This window comes from Streptomyces sp. NPDC059832 (assembly GCF_042731715.1).
Taxonomy (GTDB): Bacteria; Actinomycetota; Actinomycetes; order Streptomycetales; family Streptomycetaceae; genus Streptomyces.
In genome coordinates this window covers 105,542-123,474 of sequence record NZ_JBHWIY010000007.1, presented here as the reverse complement: position 1 = coordinate 123,474, position 17,933 = coordinate 105,542, and the positions used below count along the sequence as shown (strand labels likewise).

Genomic DNA, 17,933 nt, shown 5'->3' with positions numbered 1-17,933 from the left:
TGCCGGTGATCGCCCCAGAGGTGTCATCAGCAGCACCGTCAGGATGCCTACGCCGCACTGCACCGAGATCAGACTCGTCCCGGACAACATGATGTGCGCCATGGACGGTTCGTGGGAAGCGTCGCGTATCGACGCTCTGCACCTCCCGCGGCCCGGGACGCCATCACGGATTCGACCGGGACCGGTCCGAGGCCGGACGGGGTGATCATGAGCGAGGGTGTGCGGGCATCGGCGTCGGGCGGTTCGCTTCGGAGGAGGCGGGGTGGCGGCCGATCGGTCACGGGCGCCAGTACAGCGACGGGTCGGGGTGGTTGGTGAAGCCGAGCTCGCGATAGAGCGGTTCACCCCCGGCGGAGGCGTAGAGGTCGACTCGGGCGACATCGCTCTCCCGGAACCAGCCGAGCAGGCCCTGCATGATCGAGCGGCTGTGACCGAGCCGCCGGTACGCCGGGTCGGTGACCACACCGATCACCTGCCCGATCCGGCCATTGCGCAGGTGCGGGCCGGGCAGCCGTTGCTCGATCGTGCCGATCCCACAGGCGGCGAGGCCGCTCCCACCCTCCACGACAAGGATGCGTACGGCATCCGCGGCCAACTGCTCCTTCAGCACCACGGCGAGGACGTCCAGCCAGTCGTTGCCTCCCGACGCGGGGTCGAAGAAGTCGCCGCCGAGGTTCTCGAACAGCATCACCCGCAGTCGTACGAGCTCCGCGATGTCGTCCTCCACCGCCTGCCGTACGGCTGCAGGGTCTCCAGTGCGTTGTGTCATGCCGATCAGGTTGGTGTAATGACCTTATGCATCTCAACCCTTACGGCGAGGATGTCGTGAACCTGGCTGCGGATCTGGCCAACCGGCGCCCGGCGACCGCCGAGGAACTCGCGGACCGCTGCCGCGCTGCCGGCCTGGTGGTGGACCTCCCGGCCACGCCGCAGGACCTCGACCGCACCCAGGAGGCACTGGACGCGTGGGAGAAGGCCGTCGACGCCGATGACGAGCACGAGCGCGCCGAGCTGCTCAACCGGATGCTGGCGGCGGCCGCCGCCTACCCGCGGCTGACCGACCACGCCGGAGACGGCTGGCACCTGCACTACCGCGACGACCGGCAGCCGCTCGGCTCCCTGCTGTTCTCACTGATCTCCGTCGGGACCGCACTGCATCTGGCGGGACGGGGCATGCACCGGCTGCGACGGTGTGCCGTGACCGAGTGCACCACGATCTTCGCCGACACCTCCCGCACCGGTCGGCAGCGCTACTGCTCCCAGCGGTGCGCCAACCGCGACGCGGTGCGCCGACATCGCGCGCGCACCGCACCGTGAGCGCATCGGGGCCGCGTGATGAGTTGTCGCCCGATCCGGCCGCTCACGTCCTCACCGTGGTGCGGGTGGCTCGCCGGGCCACTGCGTGCAGCAGGCCCCGGGGTAGGGCCTGCTGCACCCCGTGTGCACCGGACCGCCCCACCCCAAAGGCGGTGGTCAGCGCCATGGGAGGTGCACTCGCGCGTCCATAGTCTCGTCGGCGTAGGGATCTCACCAAGAGGTCCGACGGACCAGGAGGACCACCGCCGATGACCACCTCACGACGTCACGCCAAGCTGGTCGTGATCGCCGGGGCCGCCGCCCTCGCGTTGATGACGACCGCCTGCGATGACGCCGCGAAGTCCGCCCCACCGACCGACGCCAAGAATTCCGCGTCACCGACCGGCGCCGCGAAGCCTGCCCCGTCCTCCGACGCCACGACGCAGCGGAGGATCGACGCCGTCGCCGAGCAGGGCATCCCCGGTGTACAGGTGGTGATCTCCGACCCCGGACGCGGTACGCGCATTCTGCGCGCGGGGACGGGCAACACCGATACCGGGAAGCCGTTCCCCGATGACGCGCGGGTCCGGATCGGCAGCAACACGAAGGCGTTCGTGGCGACCGTCGTCATGCAACTCGTCGACGAGGGGCGGGTCGACCTGAACAGGAGCGTCGAGCACTATCTGCCCGGACGCGTGCGGGGCAACGGGAACGACGGGAGCCGGGTGAAGATCCGCGATCTCCTGCAGCACACGAGCGGGCTGACGGACTACGTCGCGGCGGGCGGCACGAAACCGGAGGACATCAAGCCCGGACAGCTGCGGTTGGCGGAGAGCGAAGAACCTCAGCGGCACTACACACCGGACGAACTGTTGAAGATCGCGATGTCCTTGCCGCCCGGCCCGGCGGCGAAGGACTCGGCGGTCTACTCGAACACGAACTACATCCTGCTCGGAATGCTCATCGAAAAGGTGACGGGCCACCCCGCCCCGGAAGAGATCACCACGCGCATCATCGATCGGCTCGGACTGAAGAAGACCTACTTCCCGAAGTCCGGGGAGACGGACATCCGAGGCCCGCACGCCCGCGGCTATCACCGGATCGGCGAGAAGCAGGTCGACGTCACCGATGGCGACGTGTCATGGGCGTACACCGCGGGCGCCATGGTCGCGACCGGCGCCGATCTCAACACGTTCTTCACGGCGCTGCTGCACGGTGACCTCGTGTCGAAGGACCGGCTCGCCGAGATGAAGCGCACCGTCCCGCTGAACAAGGACCCGAAGGACGGATACGGTCTCGGGCTCGTCCGCGTCCACAACTCCTGCGGCAAGGAGATCTGGGGGCACGGCGGGGGAATTCCCGGATTCATGACCGCGGGCGGTGTCGACCCGAAGGGCCGTGCGGTGGCACTGACGTTCAATCATGTCCCGATGAGCGAGAAGTCCAACGAAGCGGTGATGCGGGCCGTCGACGCCGCCGTGTGCGGGGACTGACGGAGACAGCTCATTACACGCTCCGGGGTCCGTCGTGTGTGCGACGGGCCCCGTACCGTCCTGGTGCACAGCGGACTCGACGCTGCTCGGCGTTCGTTTCATGGGACCGCGGATTCCGGGCCGCGAGCCGCAACCCGGCGAAAACCCGATGGACGGGACGCCCCGGGCACTGAGACAGTCCGACCGTGACCGCCACCCCCGCATCCCCCGTACTTACCCCCTTGGCCGACGGCCTCGTCCTGCGAGAGGCACGACCCGAGGACCTCGACCAGATCGGCGCCCTCCTCGCAGAACGCGGCGAACCGGCCGACGCCCTCGACCACCGGCTGGTCGTCAAGGATCCCGACGCCGGCTGGTCCGCCTGCGCCGTGGTCGTCGACGGCGACCGGGTCGTCTCCACCGCAACGCTCCTCGACGAGGACGTACGCATCGGCGGCATCCACCTGCCCGCCGGCCAGGTCGAACTGGTCGCCACCGACCGGGAATACGAAGGACGCGGACTCGTCCGGGCGCTGATGCGATGGGCCCACGACCGTTCCGCCGCCCGCGGCCATGTCATTCAGGCGATGATCGGAATCCCGTACTTCTACCGGCTGTTCGGTTACGAGTACGCCATCGACATCCCGCCGGCGCTTACCGTGCACACCGCACCGCCCGGCGACGGAGAGCCCGCACTCCGTGCCGCCCGCTCCAGTGACATCCCCTCCATGGCGGCCCTGCAGGAAACGGCCCAGAACCGGTTCGACGTGGCCATGCCGCACTCGGAGGCACGCCGGCGCTGGCTGCTGGCCCACGAGGCGAGCAACCTCTGGGTCGTCGAGCGCGGCGGCGCCGTCGTCGCCACCGGTCGCACCACGCCCCCGGACGACGAGGTCCTCCTGGCCGAGGCCGCCGCCCTCGACGAGGCATCGGCACGGGAACTGCTCCGCGGCGTCGCCGCGTCGGCCCCCGACAGCCGGATGCGAGTCGTCCACCGGGCCGGCACCGTGACCGCCGCCGCGTGGCAGGAGTTCCTCATCCACGAGCCGCCCACACAGGCGGAGCAGTACTACGTCCGCGTCCCGGACGTCGCCGCGCTGCTCGACCGGCTCCGGCCGTTGCTCTGGCACCGCCTCACCACGGCCGGGCAGGACCGCACCGGCCGCGACATCGTCATCTCCACCTTCGGCGCCCACTACCGGATCCCGGTCCGGGCCGACGGCCTCGGCCGGGTCGTCACCGGTGCTGCGATGCAGGGACCCGGAGCCGTGGGAGGCGTGGCAGTGGCCCCCGACCACCTGCCCGCCCTGCTGTTCGGCTCACACGGGATCGAGGGGCTGACCCGGATCCGGCCCGACGTCTACGCGGGGGACGAGGAACTGTTCCAGGCGCTCTTCCCGCCGGTCACGGCCGATCTGCTCACCTACTACCTGCCGTACTAGACCTCTCGACCTGGCGTATCCAAACTTCTACGACTCCGTACCGGACCTCGGGAGACAGGCGGCACGACCGGTCCGAGCCTGCGCCGAAATTCGGTGGCCCGGGTGCCCCGACGCCTGGACACTGACTGGTTATGTCTGCCAAGCCTGCAATCGGTCCGATGTGTACCCGAGATTCGCTCGCCTCCGATCTCCGTGCCATGGGCCTGCGCCCCGGTGAGACTCTCCTCGTCCACTCCTCGCTCAGCTCGCTCGGATGGGTCTGCGGCGGTTCCCACGTCGTCGTCATGGCGCTGCTCGACGTTCTCGGCGACGGCGGGACTCTGGTGGTGCCGACCCATTCCGGTGACAATTCGGATCCGGCGGAATGGGGGTGTCCGCCCGTGCCCGAGGCGTGGTGGGCGGGCATTCGTGCCTCGATCCCGGCCTTCGACGCACGGACCACTCCCACTCACGGCGTCGGTGTCATACCGGAGACCGTCCGCAACTGGCCGGGCGCCGTCCGTAGTTGCCATCCGCAGACGTCCTTCGCGGCCGTGGGCCCACGTGCCGCCGCGATCGTGGACGGCCACGCACTCGACTGCCGCCTCGGCGAGCACAGCCCGCTCGCCCGGCTGGAGGAGGGCGGGGCGCGGGTTCTCCTCCTGGGGGCGGGCTTCGATTCCTGTACCGCGTTCCACCTGGCCGAGTACCGGGTTCCCTCGCCGCAGACGGACAACTCCTTCGCCGTCATGACCCCGCAGGGCCGCAGCTGGGCGACCGTGCGCGAGACCTCGATCTCCGCGGACCGCTTCGACGACCTGGGTGCGGCCTTCGAGAAGGAACGCCCGGTGATGCGGGCCACCGTGGGCGGCGCGGAGGCCCGGTTGTTCGACCTGGCGGATGCCGTCGCCTACGCCGAGGGCTGGCTGTCCGAGCACCGGCCGAGGACCGCCACGATCTGATCGCAGCGGCGCCGCTCACGGGCAGTCCTCACGGCCTTCCGTTGCTGGTGGAGGACGCCTCGATCGGTCGTGGCGCGGGATCGGGCGCGGGAGCCGGGGCGCTGAGGTGCGGGGAAGCAGCCCGGGGTACACGGTTAGATCATGAACTCGGCCCTGCCGACCGCCATGCGGGTCCGTCACCGATCGGCGAACACCGTGCGACGGTCGGTGACGAGGACAGGGGTGAGTTCTTCGGCCATGGGAAACGGCGGCAGTGTGATCGCGGAATTCACGGCGGACCATCTCGACATGGAGGAGCTGTTCGCACGGATCGAGGCGCACCCCGCGGGCCGTAGGCGGCGGGAAACCCGAAGGAGCATCGAATGCCGGCCCTCGGAAGGATCAGGCCCGTAAACGGAGCTCCCTGCTGGGTCAGCCTGATGGCACGCGATCTGCACGCGGCCCAGGCCTTCTACACGGACGTCATGGGCTGGGAGTTCATCGCCAGCAGCCTCGGCAGCAACTTCTGCGTGGCGATGGCGCACGGCCGGCCCGTCGCCGGGATCGGATGCTGCTCTTCCGCTGCCACGAGCCCTCCCGCCGTCTGGACCCCGTACTTCGCGGTGGACGACGCCGACGAGACCGCGGACCGGGTCAGGGAACGCGGCGCCACACTCGCCGTCGGGCCCGTGAAACTGGGGGAGGGCCGAGCGGCGATGGCCGCCGACCGGGACGGGGCCGTCTTCGGTTTCTGGGAAGGCACGGCCCTGGCCTGGTCGGTGGGGCAGGGCAGCGCCCCCGCGCGGCTGGACCTGCAGACCCGCCACGCCTTCGAAGCGGCCATCTTCTACGCGGAGATCTTCGGCTGGGCCGAACCGCCCGGCGGCTGCACGGTCGACTACGCACAGGATCACGTCCGCGTCACGCTGGACGGGCGTACGGTCGCCACCCTGCGCGGCGGAGGTATCGAAACCGCCGCGGACCCCAGGATCCGGCCCCGGTGGAACGTCGACTTCCGCGTCGAGGACAGCGCACGGGCCGCGGCCACTGCCATCGACGCAGGCGGCGAATCGTCATTGGTTCCCGCACGTGACGGCCCTTCGAAGGATTCGTACATCATCCGTGATCCCGACGGCGCCCTCTTCACCGTGTCCGGCCCATGAGGGCAACCTCTCCAGGGCCGATGGACAATGTTGACCGGGCCCGTTGTGTTTCGGGATTATCGGTCACGGCTCCGGAGCAACAGGGCGCTCCGGAGCCTTCCTGCAGTCGAGGACGCCCCGGAAGGTGCTCTCGAAGCCGTTCGGACCGTTGAGGGTGAAGTCGTATGCCTTGTCCTCGGCGGCGGGGACCGTCACGGTCCTGGTGTCACCCGGGGCGACGGCGTGCTTCGCACTCTTGAGCTCGAAGGTCCCGCGGCTCGGTTGGAGATGATCCTGTGGGCCGCGTCCGAGGGGGTCGTCGGCACGGACACCGAGTGCCGGATCGTGCTGGTCGACCCGGCAGCGGCGCAGATCCTCGACTATCGGGCCGGTCGGCTCGGCGGCCAGGAACTCCACTCGCTGATCCTGCACTCACTCCCGAGGACCGGGCCTTCGCCACGAAAGGCGAGCCGGCGAGGGCCATCATTCTGCGGGCCCTCGCCTCACCCCTGCCCGTCGGCTGGGTCACCGCGGACCCCGCCTACGGCCAGGACACCCACTTCCGCCGATTCCTCGAAGACCATCGGCTCTCCTACGTCGTCGCCGTGCCCAAGCCCCAGCAGGTCCATGGCTCGCGCATCGACCACCTCATCCGCCGCGGGCTCACGCCTGGCCCTCGCCCGGGTGGTCGCCGTTATGGAGCAGTTCCCCGAACAGCGCGCGGTAGTGCACCATCGCGCCCCGCGGCTCCGCCGTGGTCGCCTGTCGACGCACCCTGCTGTCGGTTGAACGAGCTACCTCTTGTGATAGGCGATGAGTCTGATTGCCGAGGACGCGGCGCTCACCCAACCCCGACGTCATGGATCTGACGCTGCGTGCTTTCTGAACGGACTTATTCTGGATAAACACCGCAATTACCGGAGCACGTCATGATTCTCATCCTGGGGCTCATCATCCTGATCGCCGTGGTCGTCGTCGCCGTGGCCGGCATTGTCACCAACGGCGGCAGCGCTCACCAACTCACCAACGACTTCTCGGTATTCGGGTATCACGTGACCGGTTCCACCGGCACACTGTTCCTCTACGGCATCATCGTCGGGGCGCTGGCCATGTTCGGGCTGAGCCTGATCGTGGCCGCTGTGCGCCGCCCGTCCCACCATTCCAGAACCTCGCGCCGGGGCCTCAGGCAGCCCGGCCGCGAGCCAGCTGCGGATCGCGAAGACACGATAGGTCAACGCGACACCCACCGAGCGGAGACTGCGCACCGACCCCACGACGACCGCCCTGTCTCCCCGGGCGGTGGTGGGGCGCGCAGGTGGCACTTCTTCGGGCACCGATCCGCCCATCAATAGCCTTGGTGGCGTCGGCGTGCCGGGGCCGCGCCCACCAATGGGACGCGGCCCGACCGGCCTCAGAAGCCGGCGAACCGACCCCGGCCGTCGAGCACGGCGTCGGCGCCGACCGGCTCGCACGGTGGCATCCACGGGGCGGGCGTTGGGTGCTGTCGTCGTGCCTGGGACATGCGCTGCTCGCGCTGTGCGGATCCGCCGCACACAACGGGCGCGACTTGCTGACCTCCGCGTTGCAGATGCTCAGCCGTACCCAACTGGCGCTCGCCGTACTCGGCCTGCTGCTGTTGTGCACGGCCGGTGCCACATCGGCCCGTGCGATACGTGGCCGGATCCCGCACGAGACATGGCGGGCCGTGCACCTGCTCACCTGCCTGGGAGCCGCACTGGGCATCGCGCATCAGATGGCGGGGCCGGACCTCGCGGAGAACTCCTGCGCACTGGGGCGTGGGCACTGCTGCACACCGCGGTCGTCGTGCTGCTGGTTTGGTACCGGATCGTCGTCCCCGTATGCCAGGCACTGAGACACAACCTGCGGGTCCTGGAGGTCAGGGCCGAAGGGCCCGATGTGTTCTCGGTCGTGATGCAGGGCGACGGGCTCGACGAACTCCGAGCAGAGGCGGGGCACTTCTTCCGCCGGCGGTTTCGGCAGCGCCGGGTCCGGCACTCGGCATTGCCCTTCTCGCTCTCCGCACCCGTCCGGGAAACAAGCTCAGGATCACGGTCAAGGCGGTCGGGAACCACACCCGTCGGATCCGAAGAATCAAGCCGGGTACGCGAGTGCTGGCCACGGGCCCTTTCGGCGCCATGACGGCCCACAGACGCAAGCGGCGAAAGGTGCTGCTGCTCGCGGGTGGCGTGGGGATCACGCCGATGCGGGCACTTTTCGAGACGCTGCCGGGTGGGCCCGGCGACATCACCCTGCTCTACCGGGCCGGCAGTGAGGGCCAGTTGGGGATCGTCCTGGTGGTCGAGCACAAGAACGCCGACTGAGCACACGGACGCGGGCAGGAGGGCGCGGGCGGACCGGGACGCGGGCGACTCGCGCCCACGCCCCCGTCCGCACCACGGCACATCTCGCACCCCAGACCCTCACAAAACCTATACATCACCCTATACCTCGACAACACTCCGAAGTCGCACATCTACACTGTGCTGACATCTCGCGAAGAGGCGAGGTACTTGAGCATCACGGGGGCCCCATGGGATTCGGCTTCGGGCAGCGGCGCAGCGGACAACCTCCTGCCGAGCGGACCAGTTTCGTCGGACGCGCCGAGGAGATCGCGCTGATTCAGGAGGCCTTCCGCGAGGCACGGCTCGTGACCCTGGTCGGGCCCGGAGGCGTAGGCAAGAGCCGCACCGCTCTGCGCGCGGCGGAGGGCCTGCGGGAACGGTTTCCGGACGGGGTGTGGCTGGCCGAGCTGTCGGCCCTGTCCGACCCCGAACTGGTACCCGCGACGCTGGTCACCGTGCTGGGGGTCCCGGAGCACGCCGGGATGGAACCACTGGACGCGGTCGTCGCCCACATCAAAGGACAGCAGCTGCTCATCGTGCTCGACACCTGCGAGCACATGGTCGACGCATGCGCCGTGCTCTGCGACATCCTCCTGCGCGAGGCCGCCGAGGTGTGCGTCCTGGCCACCAGCCGGCAGCCACTCGATGTGGCCGACGAACAGACGATACCGATCGCCCCGCTCGGAGTGGACGACGCCCTGGAGCTGTTCACACAGCGAGCCGCCCGCGTCCTGCCGGGCTGGACCGTCACCGAATCCCACCGGGCTCAGACGCTGGCGCTCGTGGAACGGCTCGACAGAATCCCGCTCGCGCTCGAACTGGCCGCTGTGCGTCTGCGGGTCGCACCACTGGGGGAGCTGGTGGCCCGGCTGGACCGCCGGTTCGAGGTGTTCACCGGCGGGCAGCGTGCCGCCTGCGCCCGGCATCAGACGCTGCGCACGACCATCGGCTGGTCCTACGAGCTCTGCACCCCGGCGGAGCGCCTGTTGTGGGCACGCCTGTCCGTCTTCGCCGGGCCCTTCGAACTGGCGGCCGCGGAACGGGTGGGCGGGGGCGACGGACTTCCGTCCGACGTCGTCCTGGAGGCGCTGTTCGGCCTGGTGGACAAGTCGGTCGTGCAGCGGGTCGGCGAGGACGGGGCGTGCTACCGGCTCCTGGACACGATCCGTGAGTACGGCGCCGAACGCCTCGACGAGGAGAGCAGTGCGGCCCGTGTGCGCGGGCGGCACTTCGAGCATCATCGCGACACGGCCCGGCACCTGTGGGACGAGCTGATCACCCCCGCCCAGGCCGAGTTGCACCAAGCGGTGCGCAGCCAGATCGCCGACATCCGGGCCGCGATGAAGTACGCCTTCACGGCCACGGGCAGCGCGGCGGAAGGGCTGAGCCTTGCCGTGCAGCTCGCCCCCCACTGGAGGGCGACCGGCACCCTCTCGGAGGGGCGGTACTGGATCGAGAAAGGGCTCCAACTGGTCCCCGAGGACTGCGCGGAGCGGGCCTGGGGCCTGTTCATGACCGGAGTGATCGCAACCTGGACCGCTGACCTCGCGGAGGCGCCGACCTTCTTCCAGGAAGCGCGGAAGTCGGCGCTGAACTGCGACGAACAGCGCGTGGCACTGTTCACGGAGCCGTACATCGGAGCGATGCGGGCGCTGTGCGGCGAGATCGACGAGGGACTGGCCGACCTGGAGCAGGGGCGTCGGAGGATCGTCGCCGTGGGCGACTCACTGGGCATCAGCATGGTCCACTACGAAGGCGCGCTGCTGCGAGCCGTACTCGGAGACACCGACGGGGCCCTGGAACTGTGCGAGATAGGGCTGGCTCATCTGCACGGCACGGGTGATCGTCAGTTCTACGGGTCGACGCTCATGGCACAGGGCCTCGTCCTCTGGCTCGCCGGACGCCACGAGGAGGGGGCAGACGCGTTGCGGCAGGCGCTGGAGGCCATGAGCGAGATCGGTGACGTGCTGGTCGCGGCGCTCTGCTGCCTGGGCCTTGCCTGGCATGCCGCACAGCAGGAACGTCACGCCAGGGCAGCGTGGTTGCTGGGGTACGCGGAAAGCGCCCGGCGGCTGAGCGGTGACCCGGTGGCCATGTTGATGTCGGTGCTGGAACAGCAGGAGGCGACCAGGAATGCCGTACGGGGAGCGTTGGGAATCACGGAGTACGAACGCTGGCACGGTGTGGGGGCGCGGTTGTCGGGGACCGAGATCCTGGAGGCGGTGCGGGCGGACACCGACAGGCCCTCGGCGGTGCGGCGCCTGCCCCGCAGCGGTCAGGAGCCCGCGGCGGCCGATGTGCTCACTCCGCGGGAACGGGAGGTCGCCACGCTGGTCGCGCGAGGGCTGTCCAACCGGGAGGTCGCCGAACATCTTGTGATCTCCAAGCGGACGGCGGACACGCACGTCGAGCGCATTCTCACCAAGCTCGGCATCGATTCCCGTACCGAGATCGCGTCGGTGCTGAAGGCCTGAGGCCTGTCTCCGTAAATGACCTCCGAGGCCCACAGCGGCTATCCCATGACTGCGCGGGCCGCGTCGAGAAAGGCCAGTCTGTTGTCCTCCAGGTAGTCGCGCACGCTCTCACCGTCGGGCAGGCCTTCCCACACCGTCCGGTTGAGGTCGAGGAAGTACTTGCGTGCCGCGTCGTGCACGGCCAGCGGAAACTGGATGCGGATCAGCCGTTCCGCCACCCAGAGCCTGTTCATGGAGTCTCGGGTGGTGAGAAACCAAGGGGCCGTGTCGTCCCACTCCTGCGGCCGCCTGAAGGCCGCGCGCTCCGCCTCGGCCCCCGCCTCGACGAACCGCTCCAGCAGCGTGAGCCGCTCCGCACGCCGGGCCTCGGACAGTTCGGTCTGCTGTCGCCGCTGCTCCGCCCGCTCGGCCGATCGCTGCGTGGCGAACTGGACGAGGAAGGACAGCGCGCCACCGAGTGCGACGCCGCCCAACGATATGAGTGACACCCAAACTTGACCCGACATGGTGGCTATCGTTCCACGCTGTCGATCTCCGAACGCGGTCTTTCGGATGATCTCTGAGTTGTCCCACCACACACTCTGCGGTGACGAGCCGGCCGGTTCCGATCAGGCGACGGGCGACCACGAGTCCGGCAACGCGACGAGCGTGCGTGTCAGACCCCGCGAGACAGGCGGGACTTCTGAATCACGCCCTGGCCACGGTGCCATCGGCCGGACAGCCATATGGTCCGCCGGGCGTTGCCCATCGCCCGAGCCGCTCGAACCACTCTCGACACGATCGCTCAGAGCCTGCGTCGGAGCGACACTATGCTGTGGGCATGGTTGAGTCGTTGCCTTCCGTGGTCGCGGTTCGGTGGCGGCCGAGTGCCGGGTCCCTCGTTGGAGTCGGGCGCCGCACGCTCGTGGAGTCGCTGTATCTCCTCACCGCGCCGTTGAGCGCCGCTGTCGGTCTGCTGCTGGTGGTCGGCGGCCTCTGCGTCGGAATGGTTGGTTCGTTGTTGCCGGGCGGGTCGCCCCTCGCGGTCCGGGCTCTGGCCCTGGCGCGGTGGCCCGGCGATCTGGAGTGGTGGCGGATCGGCAAGGTCCGTTCCCGGGCCGACGGGGCGCGGGGCGCGGGCCGGCGGCCGAGGTCGAAGGAGACGGCCGACGCGGCGGACCCGGGGCTGTGGCTCGACCTGGCACATGCGGTGATGGTGCTCCCCGCCGTGCTGGTCACCTCGGTGGTGACGGCGCTGTGGTGGTTCGTGGGAGTCGCGACCGCGACGTACCCCCTGCGCAGCCAGGTCACGCCCGGGTCGCTGCGGCCCATGACCCTGTACGCGGGCAGCGACCAGTCCCACGTCGCCTTGAGCCTGGGGCTGACCTCGCCGTCCGAGCGGCTCGCCTTCGCGATCACGGTCGGCGTACTGCTGCTGCTCACCCTGCCGCTGCTGACCCGGGTGTGCACCGCCGCCCAGGCCGGTCTCGGGCAGGCGCTGCTGTCCACCATGTCCGCGTTGCACCGCAGGATCAGCGGACTGGAACAGGAGCGCGACACCGCCCGCGCCCAGGCCGTCGCAGCGGTGACGGCCGAGGCGGTCGCGGCGGTGACGGCCGAGGCGGTCGCCCTGCGCCGGCTCGAACGCGACATCCACGACGGGCCCCAACAACAACTGGTCCGTCTGGCGATGGAACTGGGCCGCGCCCAGCACAACTTCGACAGCAAGCCGGAACTCGTCCGGGCCGCACTCGCCGACGCGGTCATCCAGACTCAGGAGGCGCTGGACGAGCTACGGGCCCTGTCACGAGGCATCGCCCCACCGGTACTCGCCGACCGAGGACTGCGGGAGGCACTCTCCGCTCTGGCCGCACGCTGCGTCGTACCCGCCGAGCTCGACGCCGGTCCCCTGAGCCGTCGGCTCGACGCCGCCGTCGAGACGGCCGCCTATTTCGTGGTCGCCGAGGCGCTGACGAACGTGGCCAAGCACAGCTACGCCGGCCGATGCACAGTCGGCATGCGCCACACTGAGGAAGTCTTGCGGATCTGGGTGACGGACGACGGAGTGGGCGGCGCGGCTTTGGCAAAAGGACACGGACTGCAGGGGCTGGCCGACCGGGTGCACGCGGTCGGCGGCCGGCTGCGGGTCGACAGCCCCGAGGACGGCCCGACGACGGTCACCGCGGAGTTGCCATGTCGCTGAGCCCGGACGAACCAGCGCCTGAAGCACTGCCGGACGTCGCGGCCGGGGACCCCCTGCGGATCGTCGTCGCCGACGATGCGGTGCTGCTGCGCGAGGGGCTGGTACGCCTGCTCGCCGAGGACGGCCATGACGTGGTTGCGGCGGTCGGTGACGGCCCCTCCCTGGTCGAGGCGGTGCTCGCACACCGCCCGGACGTGTCGGTCGTCGATGTGCGGATGCCGCCGACGCACACGGACGAGGGCCTGCGGGCGGCGGTCACCGCCCGCGGACAGCTGCCCGGCGCCCCCATGCTGGTGCTCAGCCAGTATGTGGAGGTGTCCTACGCCACCGACCTGCTCGCGGACGGTTCCGGCGCCGTCGGCTATCTGCTGAAGGACCGGGTCGCAAAGGTCGAGGAGTTCCTGGACGCCCTGGACCGCGTCGCCCGTGGTGCGACGGTGCTCGACCCTCAAGTCGTCGCCCAGTTGCTGGCCGGACAGCGCCGGGACGACCCGCTGGGCGCGCTGACCGCGCGTGAACGGCAACTGCTGGCACTGATCGCCGAGGGCCATTCCAATACGGCCATTGCCCGGCGACTGGTGCTCTCCAACAGCGGGGTGGAAAAGCACATCGGCAACATCTTCGCCAAGCTCGGCCTACCGCCCGACGACGCCCGGCACCGCCGGGTGCTCGCCGTTCTGGCCTACCTCGACGCCTGGCGGCGGCCCCTCACCACCCGCCCTTGAAGAAGGCCAGGAGCGCGGGCGCCGGGTTGGCCGTAGTGGCCGTGTTCGCCACGGCGACAACGATGACGGCCAGCGACAACAAGGCCGACAGGAGACCGAACGACCTGAGGACGCGCCTCGTCCGCCTGTCGGACGCTCCTGTTCTCGCAAACCTCTTCCACGACGCCCCGCTCATGCCGGCAAGGACGACCGCTACCGCCGTGGCGGCCACGGCTATCACCGCGTGGTATCGGGAGAAGTCGCCGACCATCACCTCCAGAGCAGGCGGAGTTCGGTCACCGGTATTCGGGTAGTCAGCGAGAAGCTGCCTGACTTGATCGAGCGTATCGGCGAGTTCTCCGTGGGACGCGTGGATCGGCAGCATGGGCAGCAGTGAGGAAAGAGGCGCTGTCGCGCCCTGGATGTTGGCCATGACCGCCGCCAACGAGCACAGCGCGAGCACCGTGACGACAGCCCCGGCCGACGCGAGAGCGGCCCGGCTTCCCGCTTTGAGCCCGCCGGCCCGAAGGAATGCCTTCCAGAGATGAACGCCGAGCGCGATGAACACGATCAGCAGGATCGCAGCGATCACGGCCTTGACCACGTGGTAGTGGAGCCAGTAGTCGACAACGTTCTCCAAGTCCGGAGAGAAGTTCCGGTCGCCGGAACTCCAGTAGCCGACGAACGACTCGGAGAAGCTGTCGATGAGTTTGCGCCGATCGTCGAAGCCGCCGTCCGACATGCTCGTCGCCAACGGGCGAGGGGCGATGACGAAGGCAGGGACCAGGACCACGGCGAGAGCGACGAGCACAGCGATGGCGCGACCGGAGATACCTGCGGAGCGAGACTGTCCGTGCGTGCCGGTGGGTTGTGACGTTGTTGTCATGCCGACGACCCTTTCGCACCGGCGCTCACCCGGTCACTGCGGTCTGCCGCCCACTTGGGGTGTGGCAGGCCACACCCCACGCCATGATCGGCCGGTCAGGCCCTGGTTGTGCCGAGCGATGGCTGTGGTACAGCCGCAGGCGTGGGCGGTGGATCACACCGGACCGGTGGTCTGTCAGCCGGCGTTCGGAGCAGGTGACGCCGACCCGGCCGTACGTATGCCCGTCCCGCCACCGGTACGTATGCCGACGCCAAGAGGGTGACAGGGCCGGACGGCACAGATACGTGTACCGACCTGCGATTCAACGCCCGCCGGGGGACCGTGCCGTGCGGCAGGCTGGGCGTGCCGCTGGGGACGTGGAGTATCTGCGTGCAGCAGGGTGGATGCGGCTGTCGCAGGCCCGAGTGCTCCCTCCCCCCAGCGGCGCCGGAAACATGTGCCTGCGCTGTCGGCGGTGCAGGCGCATGATTCCGGCTGATCGCACCTGCGGGCGGCTGCTGGTGGCCCCGGGGCAGGTGGCGGGGCAGTGGTGTACGCGGATGGTGCTGTCGTCGCCGACGGTGAGGGCGATGGGCCGGTCGTGGAGGTCGGCCGATCCTACGGCACGGATCTTTTCGTGGTGTCCGGTGGCGCGGTGGATGTGGTGTCGGGCGGTGGCGACGTTCCAGCGGCGAATGGTCGTGTCCGGACTTCCGGGACCGCGACAAGTCGGCCCGAGACCGCTGCGGTTGCCAAGGTCATCACCGGCCCCGTGTGCCCGGTCAGACACCCACCCACCGGCGTCGTGGCGTCGCCGGCCGAGGAGACCCCAGCTGTCGATGTGCTCACGTCTGTCGCTCGTCGGCCGACAGATTTGCGCGGCGGGGTGGTATGCGGAACGGGCACAGCATGCACCCTGCCCTGGTGGTGTTCGGAGGTAGACAGCGTCTTCTTCCGGGTACCGGGACCCGGCACGCCGTCCGCTCCCCGACTCCTCGCCTACCGGCGGCGGATCTCGACCATGAAACAGCCGAACTCCACCGCGCGGACGTGTACCAGGGCCACTTCCGGATCGGCGAAGACCTCGCGCAGTGCGTGGTCCACCTCGGTGGCCCGCTCCTTGGGGATCTCGATGAGTCTCCCGCCGAGGATGTGCCCCTGGGCACCGTAGGCGCGCAGCACCCGGCGAGCACCGTGCAGTTCGACCGGATAGCCGGGGCCGACGGTCGGCCCGTCGCACTCCTCGGCGTGGACGAATACCGGGCCGCACTCGTCGTACGGCCCAGGCTCGGCGCCGGTCTCCGCCGCCCAGCGGCGCAACGGCGCGTACGAGACGAGGACGATCCGCTCACCTGCCTCGCTGTGTCGCAGACAGCAGCGCAGCGGCGCGCCGCCCTCCGGGTCGGTGACGGGTTCCCGGGCACAACCGGCGTCGTCCTGTTCCCGCAGTTGTTTCAGTACGGCGGGGTCGATGGCCCGCGCCTCATGAGTCGTGGTCATGGCTCCAGCATCCGCAGGAGCCCGCCCCGACGCTGGCGGAAATCAGACGTCGCTCTGGGAGGCGCCGGACCCCGTGAACCGATGCGGGCCGCACGGCGCGGCCAGGTCCCGTACGGCCTTCACCGGTGTCTTCCGACGACAACGTAAGTGTCGCTCGTGGACGGTCACTTGGGGAAGTACAGCGCCTCGGATGCCGTGGGCATCGGCTTCGTCTGCCGAGCGGCCGCCGAGTCCTCCTGCCGCCGTACCCACTGCCAGAGCCCACTGACCCGGTGATCGTGCTCGAATCCGGGGCCGAGAGGTCCGACCCGCTCGATCGCCTCCCCGGTGCGCGGATCGTCGCGTCGGGCAAGACCGTAGGCGGCCTCCAGACGCACGATCCGGTCGTCCTCGGCGAGCAGTGCCACCAAGGCGTCCGCCACGGCGGGCGTGCGGTCCCGGGACGCCGCGAGCGCCACCGCGGCCGTGGCCCGTACCTGGGCATCCGGGTCCTGGGCCAGGCGGAGCAGCGCCCGGACGATCTCCGGGGTGTGGTCGTCCCGAACGCCCAGCATCGTGCACGCGCTGCTGCGCACGGCGGCGACCGGGTCCTGCGCGAGAGTGAGCAACGCGGCCGTGGCCGCAGGTGTGTGGGCGGCGCCCTCCACGTGGAGGGTGTCGGGCACTCGGCGGCGTACGCGCGGGTCGGGATGGTCCGCGTACCGCAGCGCGATGGCTTCCTGTTCCGGATGCCCGTGCTCGCTGAAGGCGGCGAGCACCTGCGCGAGGACCTCACTGTCCGTTTCCTCGGCCGCCCAACCCGCCAGGAGCTCGCCTTCCTCCTTCTCGTGGTGGCCGGGGCCACAACGCACGATCGCCCTGGTCCACAGGTATCGGGCCGTCACCAGACGTTGTGCGGGAGCGGGATGGTGGCGTAGGGCCACCACGGCCGACCACGTCTCGGTGCTCCGCCGCTGGATCAGGACGTGGTGGACCGCCCACGCGTTCACATCGTCATCGGCCGGGTGCTCGACAGCGCGGGCGATCAGTTCGTCGACGGGTGTCAGAACGCGGAAGGCCCACTCCAGCAGAGTCAGGACGGCGCTGTGCCCGGCCCGCACGACGAGTCCGCCCAGCGAGACCTGATCGACGCGGTCGACGTCGTCGTCCTGGACCCGCACGGTCTCGGCGGGGCCCGGCGCACGAGTCCTGCGCCGCAACTGCTCGGCCGCGCCCGTCTCGTACCAGTTCCGCGCCAGGACGAGAAGCCGCTCACGGGAGGCTTCCGAAAGCCGCAGCCGGGGCTCGTCACCCAGCACCGCCGAGACGATCGCCGGTGAACCACCGTCCACGGCACGCCACAGCGGCGTGGTTCCGTCCGGCAGCAGCCGGTCGGGGTCCGCGCCGCCCTCCACCAACGCGCCGGCGACATGCTCGTCGTACGCGGCCACGGCCACGCACAACACCGGCAGTCCGGTCGCATCCACCGTGTCCGGATCCGTACCGCTCTTGAGCAGGGACCGCACCGCCCCGGCATCGCCCGCTCGTACCGCCGACACGAGTTGACCGTCGAGTCCGCCCTTGCCCATGATCC

Annotated in this window: 17 protein-coding genes and 1 pseudogene; 12 read left to right on the top strand and 6 right to left on the bottom strand. The window is 69.8% G+C overall.

The annotated features are described in order from the left end of the window. Nucleotides 1-277: 277 nt before the first annotated feature. Nucleotides 278-769 (bottom strand): GNAT family N-acetyltransferase, encoded by a 492-nt coding sequence (locus ACFV8T_RS14790; protein WP_385327553.1) that lies wholly within the window; start codon nt 767-769, stop codon nt 278-280. Between the two features lie 26 nt (nt 770-795). Between ACFV8T_RS14790 and ACFV8T_RS14785 the strand changes: the two genes are divergently transcribed. The 5 genes from ACFV8T_RS14785 (at nt 796) to ACFV8T_RS14765 (ending at nt 6,293) form a co-directional block, all read left to right on the top strand. Further along, the gene (locus tag ACFV8T_RS14785) at nt 796-1,317 is read left to right on the top strand and encodes a CGNR zinc finger domain-containing protein (RefSeq protein WP_385327551.1); all 522 of its coding nucleotides are present in this window, start codon (nt 796-798) and stop codon (nt 1,315-1,317) included. Nucleotides 1,318-1,565: 248 nt separating this feature from the next. Next, the gene (locus ACFV8T_RS14780; protein WP_385327549.1) at nt 1,566-2,789 is read left to right on the top strand and encodes a serine hydrolase domain-containing protein; all 1,224 of its coding nucleotides are present in this window, start codon (nt 1,566-1,568) and stop codon (nt 2,787-2,789) included. A 185-nt stretch (nt 2,790-2,974) separates the two neighbouring features. Continuing rightward, complete coding sequence (locus ACFV8T_RS14775; RefSeq protein ID WP_385327547.1) at nt 2,975-4,210, top strand: GNAT family N-acetyltransferase; 1,236 nt, start codon at nt 2,975-2,977, stop codon at nt 4,208-4,210. 131 nt (nt 4,211-4,341) lie between these two features. Continuing rightward, on the top strand, nt 4,342-5,151 hold the full coding sequence (locus ACFV8T_RS14770) for an aminoglycoside N(3)-acetyltransferase (RefSeq protein ID WP_385327545.1): 810 nt from the start codon (nt 4,342-4,344) through the stop codon (nt 5,149-5,151). 419 nt (nt 5,152-5,570) lie between these two features. Continuing rightward, nucleotides 5,571-6,293, top strand: coding sequence for a VOC family protein (locus tag ACFV8T_RS14765; RefSeq protein ID WP_385327543.1), 723 nt, complete (start codon nt 5,571-5,573; stop codon nt 6,291-6,293). A 63-nt stretch (nt 6,294-6,356) separates the two neighbouring features. On the opposite strand, the gene ACFV8T_RS14760 is transcribed toward ACFV8T_RS14765, so the two are convergent. Further along, nucleotides 6,357-6,488, bottom strand: a complete 132-nt coding sequence (locus tag ACFV8T_RS14760; protein ID WP_385327541.1) for a hypothetical protein — start codon at nt 6,486-6,488, stop codon at nt 6,357-6,359. Nucleotides 6,489-6,754: 266 nt separating this feature from the next. On the opposite strand from ACFV8T_RS14760, the pseudogene ACFV8T_RS14755 reads away from it, so the two are divergent. The 5 genes and pseudogenes from ACFV8T_RS14755 to ACFV8T_RS14735 form a co-directional block, all read left to right on the top strand. Further along, nucleotides 6,755-6,934: pseudogene (locus ACFV8T_RS14755) on the top strand (transposase); the annotation flags it as partial. A 267-nt stretch (nt 6,935-7,201) separates the two neighbouring features. After that, nucleotides 7,202-7,624 (top strand): hypothetical protein, encoded by a 423-nt coding sequence (locus ACFV8T_RS14750; protein ID WP_385327540.1) that lies wholly within the window; start codon nt 7,202-7,204, stop codon nt 7,622-7,624. A 146-nt stretch (nt 7,625-7,770) separates the two neighbouring features. After that, on the top strand, nt 7,771-8,145 hold the full coding sequence (locus ACFV8T_RS14745; RefSeq protein WP_385327538.1) for a ferric reductase-like transmembrane domain-containing protein: 375 nt from the start codon (nt 7,771-7,773) through the stop codon (nt 8,143-8,145). 283 nt (nt 8,146-8,428) lie between these two features. Then, nucleotides 8,429-8,614 (top strand): hypothetical protein, encoded by a 186-nt coding sequence (locus ACFV8T_RS14740; protein ID WP_385327536.1) that lies wholly within the window; start codon nt 8,429-8,431, stop codon nt 8,612-8,614. A 209-nt stretch (nt 8,615-8,823) separates the two neighbouring features. After that, nucleotides 8,824-11,109 carry an ATP-binding protein gene (locus tag ACFV8T_RS14735; RefSeq protein WP_385327534.1) on the top strand — a complete coding sequence of 762 codons (2,286 nt, stop codon included), beginning with the start codon at nt 8,824-8,826 and terminating at the stop codon, nt 11,107-11,109. A gap of 38 nt (nt 11,110-11,147) precedes the next feature. On the opposite strand, the gene ACFV8T_RS14730 is transcribed toward ACFV8T_RS14735, so the two are convergent. Then, nucleotides 11,148-11,615, bottom strand: a complete 468-nt coding sequence (locus tag ACFV8T_RS14730) for a hypothetical protein (RefSeq protein ID WP_385327533.1) — start codon at nt 11,613-11,615, stop codon at nt 11,148-11,150. A 314-nt stretch (nt 11,616-11,929) separates the two neighbouring features. Between ACFV8T_RS14730 and ACFV8T_RS14725 the strand changes: the two genes are divergently transcribed. Further along, nucleotides 11,930-13,291: a sensor domain-containing protein gene (locus ACFV8T_RS14725; protein WP_385327532.1), complete on the top strand. Its 1,362-nt coding sequence runs from the start codon at nt 11,930-11,932 to the stop codon at nt 13,289-13,291. A 53-nt stretch (nt 13,292-13,344) separates the two neighbouring features. Then, on the top strand, nt 13,345-14,016 hold the full coding sequence (locus tag ACFV8T_RS14720; protein WP_385327896.1) for a LuxR C-terminal-related transcriptional regulator: 672 nt from the start codon (nt 13,345-13,347) through the stop codon (nt 14,014-14,016). Here ACFV8T_RS14720 and ACFV8T_RS14715 read toward each other — a convergent pair. The 3 genes from ACFV8T_RS14715 to ACFV8T_RS14705 all read right to left on the bottom strand — a co-directional run bounded on the left by ACFV8T_RS14715 (nt 14,000) and on the right by ACFV8T_RS14705 (nt 17,928). Then, nucleotides 14,000-14,806, bottom strand: coding sequence for a hypothetical protein (locus ACFV8T_RS14715; RefSeq protein WP_385327530.1), 807 nt, complete (start codon nt 14,804-14,806; stop codon nt 14,000-14,002). The two genes, ACFV8T_RS14720 and ACFV8T_RS14715, sit on opposite strands and share 17 nt — an antisense overlap. Nucleotides 14,807-15,859: 1,053 nt before the next feature. Continuing rightward, nucleotides 15,860-16,360: a DUF1203 domain-containing protein gene (locus ACFV8T_RS14710; protein WP_385327528.1), complete on the bottom strand. Its 501-nt coding sequence runs from the start codon at nt 16,358-16,360 to the stop codon at nt 15,860-15,862. A gap of 164 nt (nt 16,361-16,524) precedes the next feature. After that, entirely contained in the window at nt 16,525-17,928 is a 1,404-nt protein-coding gene (locus ACFV8T_RS14705; protein ID WP_385327526.1) for a HEAT repeat domain-containing protein, read from the bottom strand. Between the last annotated feature and the right edge of the window lie 5 nt (nt 17,929-17,933).

Excerpts from the sequence above, each read along its gene's own strand:
- ACFV8T_RS14735 (WP_385327534.1), top strand. The coding sequence starts at position 8,824 with ATGGGATTCGGCTTCGGGCAGCGGCGCAGCGGACAACCTCCTGCCGAG.
- ACFV8T_RS14730 (WP_385327533.1), bottom strand. The coding sequence starts at position 11,615 with ATGTCGGGTCAAGTTTGGGTGTCACTCATATCGTTGGGCGGCGTCGCA.
- ACFV8T_RS14705 (WP_385327526.1), bottom strand. The coding sequence starts at position 17,928 with ATGGGCAAGGGCGGACTCGACGGTCAACTCGTGTCGGCGGTACGAGCG.
- ACFV8T_RS14750 (WP_385327540.1), top strand. The coding sequence starts at position 7,202 with ATGATTCTCATCCTGGGGCTCATCATCCTGATCGCCGTGGTCGTCGTC.
- ACFV8T_RS14770 (WP_385327545.1), top strand. The coding sequence starts at position 4,342 with ATGTCTGCCAAGCCTGCAATCGGTCCGATGTGTACCCGAGATTCGCTC.
- ACFV8T_RS14740 (WP_385327536.1), top strand. The coding sequence starts at position 8,429 with ATGACGGCCCACAGACGCAAGCGGCGAAAGGTGCTGCTGCTCGCGGGT.
- ACFV8T_RS14780 (WP_385327549.1), top strand. The coding sequence starts at position 1,566 with ATGACCACCTCACGACGTCACGCCAAGCTGGTCGTGATCGCCGGGGCC.
- ACFV8T_RS14765 (WP_385327543.1), top strand. The coding sequence starts at position 5,571 with ATGGCACGCGATCTGCACGCGGCCCAGGCCTTCTACACGGACGTCATG.
- ACFV8T_RS14790 (WP_385327553.1), bottom strand. The coding sequence starts at position 769 with ATGACACAACGCACTGGAGACCCTGCAGCCGTACGGCAGGCGGTGGAG.
- ACFV8T_RS14725 (WP_385327532.1), top strand. The coding sequence starts at position 11,930 with ATGGTTGAGTCGTTGCCTTCCGTGGTCGCGGTTCGGTGGCGGCCGAGT.
- ACFV8T_RS14785 (WP_385327551.1), top strand. The coding sequence starts at position 796 with ATGCATCTCAACCCTTACGGCGAGGATGTCGTGAACCTGGCTGCGGAT.
- ACFV8T_RS14710 (WP_385327528.1), bottom strand. The coding sequence starts at position 16,360 with ATGACCACGACTCATGAGGCGCGGGCCATCGACCCCGCCGTACTGAAA.